Source organism: Amycolatopsis sp. M39 (assembly GCF_001651785.1).
GTDB classification, from domain to species: domain Bacteria; phylum Actinomycetota; class Actinomycetes; order Mycobacteriales; family Pseudonocardiaceae; genus Amycolatopsis; species Amycolatopsis rubida.
On record NZ_LWSF01000032.1, the window covers coordinates 46,830 to 56,786 of the forward strand.

Consider the following 9,957-nt stretch of genomic DNA (forward strand, 5'->3'; position numbering starts at 1 on the left):
CAGCCCGTTCATCTGCATGGCGCCGTCGCCGACCAGGGCGATCACCGGCCGGTCGGGGTGCGCGAACTTCGCGCCGATCGCGTAGGGCACGCCCGGGCCCATGGTCGCCAGCGTGCCCGACAGCGATCCGCGGATGTCCCCGCGCATGCGCAGGTTGCGGGCGTACCAGTTGGTGGAGGAACCGGAGTCGGCGGTGACGATAGCGTTCTCCGGGATTCGCTTCGACAGCTCGGAGGCGACGGCCATCGGGTTCACCGGGTCGGCGTCCACCTCGACTTCCCGCTCGACGGTGTCCCACCAGGAGGCGACGTTCTTTTCGATCGTTTCGCGCCCGGACCGGTCCGGTTTGCTCGTGAGCTTCGGCAGCAGCGCGCGCAGGGTGGCGGCGGCGTCGCCGACGAGGTAGACCTCGGTCGGATAGCGCATCCCGATGAACCGCCCGTCCAGGTCGATCTGCACGGCGCGGGCCTGGCCGAAATGGGCAGGAACTGGCTGTACGGAAAGTTCGAGCCGACGATCAGAAGGGTGTCGCAGTCGCGCATCAGCTCATAGCTCGGGCGGGTGTCGAGCAGCCCGATCGCGCCGGTCACGTACGGCAGCTCGTCGGAGAGGACATCCTTTCCCAGCAACGCTTTAGCGACACCGGCGCTGGTGACCTCGGCGAGTTGCCGGACCTCCTCGGCTGCGCCGCGCGCGCCCTGCCCGACGAGGACGGCGACCTTCTCGCCGGCGTTGAGCACCTCGGCCGCGGCGTCGAGGTCACGCTCAGGCGGCACCGGGGCCGGCCACGACGTGCCCGGCGGGTTGGACGGCACCTGCTTGGAGGCGTGCTTCGGCGCCTCGTAGGGCTCTTCCTGCAGTTCGGCGGGGATGATCAGGGCGGTGGGGCAGCGGGACGACTGGGCGGTGCGGATCGCCCGGTCGAGGGCGTTGGGCAGCTGCTCGGGGACGTTGACCTCGACGAGGTACTCGCTCGCGACGTCTTTGAACAGCGCCTGCAGGCCGGCCTCCTGCTGGTAACTGCCGCCCATCGCGCTGCGCGCGGTCTGCCCGACGATCGCGACGATCGGGGCGTGGTCGAGCTTGGCGTCGTAGAGACCATTGAGCAGGTGGATGGCGCCGGGGCCGGAAGTGGCCATGCAGACGCCGACGTTGCCGCTGAACTTCGCGTAGCCGACCGCCGCGAACGCCGCCATTTCTCTTCGTGCCGGGTTTGCGCGGAGCGCGGCTGGTTGTCGGCTTTGCCGAAGGAGGCGACGAGGCCGTTGATCCCGTCGCCCGGATAGGCGAAGACCTACTCGACACCCCATTCGCGCAATCGCTGGAGCAAGTGTTCACCGACCGTCTGAGCCGTGGACAACTCCTCACGCGTACTTCTGGAGTGGGGTCTCGGGTACCCGGCGGCGGGCCCGGTACGCCGTGGCCCGCGAAACGATCCCTAGTCGCGAACCATGTTCCGTTCCGGTCGTCAGGTCAGTCCGGTCATTGCCGACGTCTCACGCTTCACGGGTGCAAGACGACCTTGGTCCAGCCGTCTTCGCGCTTGTCGAAGTGGTCGTAGCCTTCCGCTGCCTGATCGAGGCTCAGCTCGTGCGACACGAGGAACCCCGGCGTGGCGATGCCTTCGGCGATCAGGTCGCGCAGCGGGGCGTTGTACTGCTTGGTGTTGCACTGCCCGGTGCCCATCGACTGGCCCTTGAAGAAGAACGTGCCGTAGTCGAAGGCGAGCTTCCCCTCCTTCGCCAGTTCGCCCTCGGCACCCGGGTCCTGCGGAACGTAGACGCCGACGACGCCGATGCCGCCGGTCGGTTTCACTGCGGCGACCAGCTCGTTGAGCACGATCTCCGGCTGCTCGACCCCATCGGGGCCGTGGGCCTGGTAGCCGACCGCGTCGACACCGCGGTCGGCGCCGCCGCCGGTGAAGTCGGTGATCTGCTCGACCGCGTCACCCGACGACCGGTCGACGGGGACCGTGCCGACCTGTTCGGCGAGCTTGAGCCGGTCCGGCTGCTGGTCGACGACGAACACCCGCGACGCGCCCTTGATCTTGGCGGCGTGCGCGGCCATCAGCCCGACGGGCCCGGCACCGTAGATGACTATGGTCTCGCCCGGCTGCATCTTCGCCAGCTCGACGCCGTGCCAGCCGGTCGGGAAGATGTCGGACAGCATCGTGTAGTCGAGCTCGTGGGCGGTGCCCTCAGGCAGCACGAGCGCGTTGAAGTCGGCCCACGGGACACGCAGGTATTCGGCCTGGCCGCCGTTGTAGGGGCCCATGCTCGCGTAGCCGTAGGCGGCACCCGCGGACCCGGGGTTGGCGCGCAGGCAGAAGCCGGTCAGACCCTTGATGCAGTTACCGCAGGTGCCGCAGGCGATGTTGAAGGGCAGGGAGACGCGGTCGCCGACCTTGATCCGCTCGACGGCGTCGCCGACGGACTCGACGACGCCCATGTTCTCGTGGCCGAGTACTTTCCCCTCTTCGACGTCGGTGCGGCCTTCGTACATGTGCAGATCCGAGCCGCAGATGTTCGTCGTGGTGATGCGGACGATCGCGTCCTTCGGGTCTTCGATTCGCGCGTCGGGCACGTTCTTGACGGCGACGTCGAATGCTCCCTGGTAAACGAGTGCCTTCATCGGATGCTTTCTCCCATCTCGGTCATGTTCGTCGCGGTACGGACGCACCGCCGCAACTCCTCGCCGTAGGGCACCGCGATCAGCCCGCCGACAGCCGCGGCGATGGCGGCGAGATAGCCGCCGGGCAGGCGGTGGCGTTTGAGCTGCAGCCGCCAAGCGCCGCGCCGGTCTCCTGCGTGCAGCAGCTCGCGGGCGTCCTTCCAGTGCAGGCAGGCGATCGCTGCGGTACCCATGAACGGCAGCGACTCGAGGAAGCTGTGGATGTGCTGCTCGATCGGCGTGACCTCGCGGCTGCTGTCGACGGCGGTCTTGACGTCCCACAGCGCGGTGGCCTCGTGCGCGGCGATGGTGGCGGCCATGATCGTCAGGACCAGCGGGTTGATCTCGCACAGCAGCGCGAGGGCGATCGGGAGGCCGACCTCGGCCATCATCAGCAGGTGGATCAGGGATTCGCGAACGCCGGCGGTGTCTTCGATACGGGTGCGGCGGTGCTGCCACCAGTCCAGCAGGCCAGGTACGAACCACGCCGGCAGGAGACCGTAGAGCAGGTACCGCAGCGTGGCTGTCTCCACGTCGGACGCGCGGTCGGGGATCCGCAGCCGCGGCCGGTTCACGACGACGTTCTTCAGCGCCTTCAACGGAGGCTTCATTCCCGGTCCCTTCTCGCGACGGCCAAGTCCATGACCGCGATTCCGCGTTCGGTGAGGCTGCCGAGGCGCAGCATCTCGTCGTGCGCCCGAGCACCGGTTCCGTCGATCCGGAGAATCCGGCCGTCCTCGACCCCGGTGATCAGATCGCCATCCGGCAGCACGAGGACGTCCTCCGGCTCGCGCCCGCCGACCGGCACGACGTCGACGGGGCACTCGGCGAAGGCGGCACCGCCGTCAGCGGCCCAGGGCGTTCTGCAGTTCTTTCTTGGTCATGCTCGAACGGCCCTTGATGTTGCGCTTCTTCGCCTCGTTGTAGAGCTGGTCCTTGGTCGGCCCGCCAGGGCCCTGCCGGTTCCCCGAGCGCTGTCCGCCTCGCTTTTGCGGTGACATGTCTTGCGTCGAGGTCTTGCTGGCGGCACGGGATTCCCCGGCCTGGGCCCGGTTCTTGTTGACCGTCCGCGCGGCGATCTCCTCGGCTCGTCCGGTGCTCGCACCTCGTTTCTTCTGCGAGGACTTGATGTGATCGTATTGACGTTCGCGTTTGTCGCTCCAGCTCTGCTCGGGCACGGATCCTCCTTCGTCGTGCTCGGTGGCTACCCGGTCGGCTGAAGGGCAAACCAGCCCTGGTCCCGCACGGCGGGCATGACGTTCCCCCGAGCCGGCCGCGTCTCGCGCAGCCGGCCCAGGGGCCCCGGTCACCGATCGAGCCTCGCCAGTCAAACAGTCGGCCGACGAGGTCGACCCGCACCCTGCCCTCGACCGTCCTCCTGCGACGGTCACAGGTCGCGGCGGTGTTCGATGAGCCAGGCGGCGACGCGGTGCAGCTTCATGTTGGAGTTCTGGGAAGCCTCGACCAGCACCCGGAATGCTCTGATCTCGTCGTCGAGGTCGTGGCGCTGCATCAGGATGCCCTTGGCCATACCGATGACGTCGCGGTGCTCGAGTGCGGCGCGCAGGTCCGCCTCAGTCTGGGCGCCGACGAGCGCGATCGCCGCGTGCGTGGCGAACATCCGGCCGTCGTCCTCCGTTTGACCGCTGAACGCCTCCTGCTCGCGGGAGTAGAGGTTCAGCGCACCCAGCGTGGTGTCGGTGACGAACAGCCGGTACGACAGCATCGAACGCGCGCCGAACTCGGCGGCGACGGGCGCGAAGTCCGGCCAACGGTCCTCGGCGGCGAGGTCGCCGGTGCGGTAGACGTGGTGATCGGCGATCGCGTCGACGCACGGGCCCTGCTGGGTGCGGTATTGCACCGCGTCGATCTCGGTGACGACCTCCTCGGTCGGGGCAACCGTGCGGATCGCACGCCCGCGCTCGAGCAGGGAAATTCCCGCGAACTCCGCGCCCTCGACGTGGTCGACCGCGGCCTTGACGATCGCGGCGAGCGTGGCGTCGACGTCCGGTTCGGCCTGCAGCGTGCGCGCGATCGCCCCAAGCGTCTCGCTCAGCGTGCCCTGTTCGGAATGACCACAATCATTAGCCACGAGCGGCCTTCTTTCACCAGAGATCGCCAGCGTAACGAACACAGCGGACGCGAGCATGCTGCGCGTCGTCACCTCGCCTCCACCAGCCCCCGATCGTGTTACGCGGGTTCCGCCGAGGGGCGTGCCGGCGGAACCCGCGTAACACCAGTTCACGACAGCGCCGGTCGTTTCGCGGCGATCTTGGCCGACGCCGCTCCGCTCCCACCGACTTCTGCGCGACCGCCTCTCCGACGCTGGATCGTTTGCGCAGCGGTTCACCGGGTAGCCGACCAGAGACCGCACTCGACAGGCACGGCCTCCCTCAGCAGCCAAAGGAGTTGATCGCGGCATGAGCACGATCACCAAGTCCGTCGACGTCGATGCCGACGTGAGCACCGTCTACAACCAGTGGACCCAGTTCGAAGAGTTCCCCCGTTTCATGGAAGGTGTCGACCGGATCGAGCAGGTGGACGACACTCACACCCACTGGACCGTCAGTGTCGCCGGTGCCACCCGGCAGTTCGACGCCACGATCACCGAGCAGAACCCCGACGAGCGCGTCGCGTGGAAGTCCGACTCCGGCCCGGACCACGCCGGCGTCGTGACCGTGCACCGCCTCGACGACACCACGACGCGCGTCACCGTCCAGATGGACATCGACCCCGAAGGCTTCGTGGAGAACGTCGCCGACAAACTCGGCATCCTCGACCGGCGCGTCCAGAGCGACCTCGACCGGTTCAAGAAGTTCATCGAGACCCGCAACGGCCAGGAGACCGGAGCGTGGCGCGGCGACGTCGACCGCCCCGGCCAGCACCACGCCTGAGAGCAAGGAGAACCGCCATGACCGAACCAGCTGGCGAGACGCGCCGCGACGCCGCGGAGTCTCCGAACGAAGAAGAAGCCCGCGGCGAACAGGGCACGTCGTCCGGCGATGAGCACGACGACTCCGACCCGCAGTCAGGCTGACCCGAGGAGCTGCCCATGGTCGATGTGACCCGCACCTTCACCGTGACTACTTCGCCCAGGAGGCCCTGAACTACCTCAAGGACTTCGCCAACGCCAAGGAATGGGGCCCCGGCACACAATCCTGCGAACGGCTCGACGGCGGCCCGGTCGCAGTCGGCTCGCGCTGGCGCAACATCTCGAAGATCGCCGGCATTGAAACCGAACTGATCTACGAACTCACTCGCCTCGAGCCCGGCCACGTGGTGTTCGTGGGCCGCAACGACACCGCGACCTCCACCGACGACATCAGCCTCACCGCAGAAGGATCGGCCACCACCCTGAGCTATCACGCCACGATCGAGTTCCACGGTGCCGCGAAGCTCGCCGCGCCGATCGCGAAAGCGGTTTTCGAAAAGGTGGGCGCCGACACCGAAAAGAGCCTGAAGGAGATCCTCGGCGCCTCAACCTGACGGCCTCGGTTCGGCAGCGGAGTCCTGCGTCGTCCACCGCAGGCGCCGTGGTGACGGCGAGGTCGAACCGCTGGCCGGAGGACGCCCATTGAAGCCGATCGTGACTGCCCGCCCCGAGGCTCTTACGAGAGGAACGACAGGTCCACGCAGCAGCCGCTCGCGCGTGACCGTCCGCGATCCGGGAACGGGAGCCGCATGATCACCTGGGAAGCCAGAACCAGAGCACGGTCTGTTGGAAACCGTTCCGCCCAAGCCGCTGCCGCTGCCCCGGTCCACCGCTTCGATCGGCGGCAACCTGCGCACGCTTTACGCGGCGGGAGCGCTCGAGCTGCCGCAGCCCGGCACCGGCGGGCTGCTCGGCCGCTGGGCGGCGCTGGCTGCCTTCGGCCGGATCGATCTGAGCCTCGCGCGGCTGGCCGAGGGGCACACCGACGCCGTCGCGATCCTCACTGAAGCCGGTTCGGCCCCGGTGCCCGGCGCGCTCTACGGGGTCTGGGCGGCGAAGTCCGGCGGCACCGGCGCGGTCCTCGAAGACGGCAGGCTCGGCGGCACCGTGCGGTTCTGCTCCGGACTGTCAATGCTGGCCCGCGCTGGTCGCGGCGGGCGACCGGCTGGTCGACGTGGATCTCACCGACCCCGGCGTTCAGCGGCGCCCGGACGCCTGGCAGGCGGTCGGGATGGACGCCTCCGACAGCGGCGACGTCGTCTTCGACGACATCCTGGTCTCCGCCAGCTCCCTCATCGGCCCGCCGGACTGGTACCTCGGCCGGCCCGGCTTCGCGCTCGGCGGGGGTGTCCTTATGACGCTGCTATGTCGCGTCAAGTGTGGTGATGTTCTGGTCGTCGGTGGCCTGGTTGTGGTGCTGGAGCAGACGGAACAGCTGGCGTGCGACGATTCTTTTCAGGCAGCGCTTGATGTCGCGGAGGGTTTTGCCTTCTGCGAGGCGGCGGTCGATATAGGCGCGGGTCGCGGGGTCGGTGCGGCTGCGGGTGAGCACGATGGTGTGGAGCGCTCGGTTGAGCTGGCGGTCCCCGCCGCGGTTGAGCCGGTATCGGTTGGTCAGGCCCGAGGAAGCGGGAATCGGCGCCGCGCCGGCGAGGCTGGCGAATGCGGCTTCGGAGCGGAGCCTGCCCGGATGGGACCAGCTGATCAGGACCTGGGCTGCGCTGAGGGGGCCGACGCCTGGCAGCCGCACCAGGTCCGGTCGGGCCTGGCCGACCAGGCGGGCGATCTCCCGTTCGAGTTCGTTGGCCTCGGCTTTGAGCGCGTGGATGCGGTGGGCGGTGGACCGCATCGCGCGGACGGTGGTGCGGTGCTCGAGGTTCTGGGCGGGGCGGTCGCGCAGCTTCGCGCAGTAGCCGATCTGGGCGTCGCTGGAGCGGTCGCGCAGCTCGGCTCGGAGTTGCTCGGGTGCGGAAACGATCAGGGCCTTGAGGTGGTTGATCGCAGCGGTGCGCGCGCTGACCGCGCCGGCCCTGGTGCTCATCAGGACGCGGAGGGCTTCGCGGTTGCCGCGCTGGCAGGGTTCGATCAGGTGATCGCCGCTGAGGATCTCTCGGGCGGCGTCGAGGGCGTCGCTCTTGCGCCCGCCGCGGCGCGGCGGGCGTTTCGGCCGGCATGCTTCGACGACACGTTCCCCTTGCCGGAGGAGGAATGCGGTGAGCCCGGCACCGTAGCTGCTGGTTCCACGGCCCAGCATCGCTGACGGGGCAGCTGTTCCCGGGCGAAGTCCAGCAGCTGCCGGTAGCCCTCGGCATCGGCGACAGCATCGATGTGTCCCAGTGTCGCCCCGACCGCGGTGACTGCGGCAGCGGCGAGGGTGTCGCGGTGGGTGTCGACTCCGATAACGCCCTCGATCGACTCGGTCAGCATGTTCACGCAGTGCCCTTTCCCGCAGCGGCAGTGGTATCGGCATGCACCGGCCATGGTGAGCACCCAGGCGTAACTGTGACGAGTCACGCCGTATCGGCGGACAAGCTGCTTATCAAGCCACTGGGTGGGCCAGACGGTGCGGGAAACGTGTCATAGGCAAGGCACGCCCGAAAGCGGCCAAGTTGTCAACGAGTGCAGCGCGCCGCGGATCCGATGCACCCGGCCCGATTGTCTGAGCCGATGCGATGGCTGATGGTCGAGCCGGGCCGAATGCGGACGGAGTGCACGGGGTTCGGGTTCAACCTGGTCAGCGGCAACTACGAGTTCGCGGCGCTCGTCGTGATCGAGGACGAGGAGTTCTGGCCACGGTTCGGTGGTGTGGTCGAGGCAAACTGGGAAGTCTCCGGCCTGAGGCAGTACTCGTCGCTCGACCGTGAACTGGTCGGCGAGCTGATCACCGACGAAAAGTGGACGAACGAGGGCCTGTTCGCGTTCCTGCTCGGCCTGCGCCGGTTGTCCGAGATCGGTGGCGCGCGAGTGTCGTTGCCACCGATCGACCTACGCTGCTGACGGTCACCGGACGGTCAGCACGACGGAGTCGGCGAGCGCTTCCCAGGAGTGGTCGATTCCTGGACCCCACATGACGTAATCACCTTGGCGTGTCATGGTTTTCGTACCGCCGGTGACCTCGATGCGGAACTCGCCGGAGATGAGCATGACGAGCGTGGTGCGCTGGTCGTCGGAAGTCCACTCGGGACGCTTATCTCCTGCAGGGTGGTTGGCCCACTTGACTTCCACGTCGTTGGTGGCTCGGACTCCGTGCGCGGGGTCGAGGAAGTGGCCGACCAGCCAGCCGCGGTTGCCTGCGGCGTCTTCGTTGGCATTGCCGCTGGTCCAGCCCTCGGTCACTCGCTGATCTCCCACTCGATCGTTGGCAGGCGCAACCCGGTCTCCGCCGATTTCCGCGAGGCGTCGAAGCCCTTGCGTCATGGCGAACAATCCTTCGTTGCTCCACGCTACATCAGTCAGCAGTTCGGTCAGAAGCTCGATGTCCGTGGTCGAATACTGGCGCAGCGTCGAGGGTTCCCAGTTCGCGGCGACGACTCCGCCGTACTGGTTCCAGAATTCTTCGTCTTCGACGACGATGAGGCTGGCGAACTCGAAGTTGCCGCTCACCAAGTTCAGCCCGAACCCGGTCGTCTCCATACGGAGGCGGCCGGGTTTTTGCATGAGCCAGCGCATCGGCTCCGACATGAGCGTCGGGTGCATCGGGTCCGCGGTCAAAGAGTCGGTGACAGTGTTGTCGATGTCGGGGCGGCCGAACAGTTCCTCTTCCATCTCGCGCCGGAGGGTCGCGCCGATCTGTGCGTCGCGGCGGACGTCGGTGAGGGGCTGGTGGAAGCCCTTCGGGATGACGGCTAGGCGGCGGGCCGCGTTCAGGACGCTGCCCGAGCGTTCTTGGACTAGCAGGACGTAGTCGGCTTCTCCACGGAACGGGTCGGCGGGGCGGGCGATGGCGGTGAGGGCAAGTGCGCCGCCGGCGCAGAGGCGGTCGCTGACGTTGAGGACGGAGGCAAGGTCCGGGAGATAGCGGTCTCGCAAAGGGAGCTTGAGCGGTCCCCCAGCGATGATGGCGTCGACCAGCTCGCCCTCCAGCAGATCCAGCGTCAGGGCGTAGTGGACGAAGTGCGTGGTGCCGAAGGATCCGGAGAGCTGGTGTTCAGCGATACCCAGCGCAAGCGCGCGGTACAGCAGGCTGTTCACGAGGCGAGTGTTCATGGCCAGTGACTCGGCGAGGCGGTGAACTGCCGCGGTTGCGGCGCGCTCGTCGAGGGCCAAGTCTGCCTCGGGCTGCGCGGTGGCGACCTTGAATCGGTCTGATGCGGGGCGTAGCTCGCAGTCGAGATCTAGCCAGTTCGCGCAGGTGA

11 protein-coding genes and 2 pseudogenes are annotated in these 9,957 nt (G+C 67.9%); 5 read left to right on the plus strand and 8 right to left on the minus strand.

Annotated elements, in window-relative coordinates:
- The 6 genes and pseudogenes from A4R44_RS40085 to A4R44_RS40110 all read right to left on the minus strand — a co-directional run.
- Nucleotides 1-1,360 (minus strand): annotated as a pseudogene (locus tag A4R44_RS40085) (thiamine pyrophosphate-requiring protein); the annotation flags it as partial.
- Between the two features lie 143 nt (nucleotides 1,361-1,503).
- Nucleotides 1,504-2,631, minus strand: a complete 1,128-nt coding sequence (locus A4R44_RS40090) for a glutathione-independent formaldehyde dehydrogenase (RefSeq protein ID WP_067593245.1) — start codon at nucleotides 2,629-2,631, stop codon at nucleotides 1,504-1,506.
- Entirely contained in the window at nucleotides 2,628-3,281 is a 654-nt protein-coding gene (locus tag A4R44_RS40095; protein WP_067593247.1) for a diguanylate cyclase/phosphodiesterase, read from the minus strand. The genes A4R44_RS40090 and A4R44_RS40095 overlap by 4 nt, the downstream gene beginning before the upstream one ends.
- On the minus strand, nucleotides 3,278-3,478 hold the full coding sequence (locus A4R44_RS40100; RefSeq protein ID WP_067593250.1) for a hypothetical protein: 201 nt from the start codon (nucleotides 3,476-3,478) through the stop codon (nucleotides 3,278-3,280). Before A4R44_RS40100 ends, A4R44_RS40095 begins: the two co-directional genes overlap by 4 nt.
- Nucleotides 3,479-3,515: 37 nt before the next feature.
- Entirely contained in the window at nucleotides 3,516-3,848 is a 333-nt protein-coding gene (locus tag A4R44_RS40105) for a plasmid stabilization protein (protein WP_067593253.1), read from the minus strand.
- A gap of 209 nt (nucleotides 3,849-4,057) precedes the next feature.
- Nucleotides 4,058-4,834, minus strand: coding sequence for a GAF and ANTAR domain-containing protein (locus A4R44_RS40110; RefSeq protein WP_232791988.1), 777 nt, complete (start codon nucleotides 4,832-4,834; stop codon nucleotides 4,058-4,060).
- A 256-nt stretch (nucleotides 4,835-5,090) separates the two neighbouring features.
- Between A4R44_RS40110 and A4R44_RS40115 the strand changes: the two genes are divergently transcribed.
- From A4R44_RS40115 to A4R44_RS40120, 3 genes are all read left to right on the plus strand, one after another.
- A complete protein-coding gene (locus A4R44_RS40115; protein WP_067593256.1) occupies nucleotides 5,091-5,564 on the plus strand; it encodes an SRPBCC family protein in 474 nt (157 codons plus the stop codon).
- 17 nt (nucleotides 5,565-5,581) lie between these two features.
- A complete protein-coding gene (locus A4R44_RS51985; RefSeq protein WP_255366222.1) occupies nucleotides 5,582-5,707 on the plus strand; it encodes a hypothetical protein in 126 nt (41 codons plus the stop codon).
- 65 nt (nucleotides 5,708-5,772) lie between these two features.
- Nucleotides 5,773-6,156: an SRPBCC family protein gene (locus tag A4R44_RS40120; protein ID WP_232791993.1), complete on the plus strand. Its 384-nt coding sequence runs from the start codon at nucleotides 5,773-5,775 to the stop codon at nucleotides 6,154-6,156.
- An 809-nt stretch (nucleotides 6,157-6,965) separates the two neighbouring features.
- Here A4R44_RS40120 and A4R44_RS51450 read toward each other — a convergent pair.
- On the minus strand, nucleotides 6,966-7,451 hold the full coding sequence (locus A4R44_RS51450) for a transposase (protein WP_232791989.1): 486 nt from the start codon (nucleotides 7,449-7,451) through the stop codon (nucleotides 6,966-6,968).
- 18 nt (nucleotides 7,452-7,469) lie between these two features.
- Between A4R44_RS51450 and A4R44_RS51455 the strand changes: the two genes are divergently transcribed.
- Both A4R44_RS51455 and A4R44_RS40130 read left to right on the plus strand, forming a co-directional pair.
- Nucleotides 7,470-7,862 carry a hypothetical protein gene (locus tag A4R44_RS51455; protein WP_232791990.1) on the plus strand — a complete coding sequence of 131 codons (393 nt, stop codon included), beginning with the start codon at nucleotides 7,470-7,472 and terminating at the stop codon, nucleotides 7,860-7,862.
- Nucleotides 7,863-8,224: 362 nt separating this feature from the next.
- Nucleotides 8,225-8,599 (plus strand): annotated as a pseudogene (locus A4R44_RS40130) (transcriptional regulator); the annotation flags it as partial.
- Nucleotides 8,600-8,602: 3 nt separating this feature from the next.
- Here the strand turns inward: A4R44_RS40130 and A4R44_RS40135 are convergent.
- The gene (locus A4R44_RS40135) at nucleotides 8,603-8,938 is read right to left on the minus strand and encodes a signal peptidase I (protein ID WP_067593262.1); all 336 of its coding nucleotides are present in this window, start codon (nucleotides 8,936-8,938) and stop codon (nucleotides 8,603-8,605) included.
- Between the last annotated feature and the right edge of the window lie 1,019 nt (nucleotides 8,939-9,957).

Excerpts from the sequence above, each read along its gene's own strand:
- A4R44_RS40095 (WP_067593247.1), bottom strand. The coding sequence starts at position 3,281 with ATGAAGCCTCCGTTGAAGGCGCTGAAGAACGTCGTCGTGAACCGGCCG.
- A4R44_RS40090 (WP_067593245.1), bottom strand. The coding sequence starts at position 2,631 with ATGAAGGCACTCGTTTACCAGGGAGCATTCGACGTCGCCGTCAAGAAC.
- A4R44_RS40115 (WP_067593256.1), top strand. The coding sequence starts at position 5,091 with ATGAGCACGATCACCAAGTCCGTCGACGTCGATGCCGACGTGAGCACC.
- A4R44_RS51450 (WP_232791989.1), bottom strand. The coding sequence starts at position 7,451 with ATGCGGTCCACCGCCCACCGCATCCACGCGCTCAAAGCCGAGGCCAAC.
- A4R44_RS51985 (WP_255366222.1), top strand. The coding sequence starts at position 5,582 with ATGACCGAACCAGCTGGCGAGACGCGCCGCGACGCCGCGGAGTCTCCG.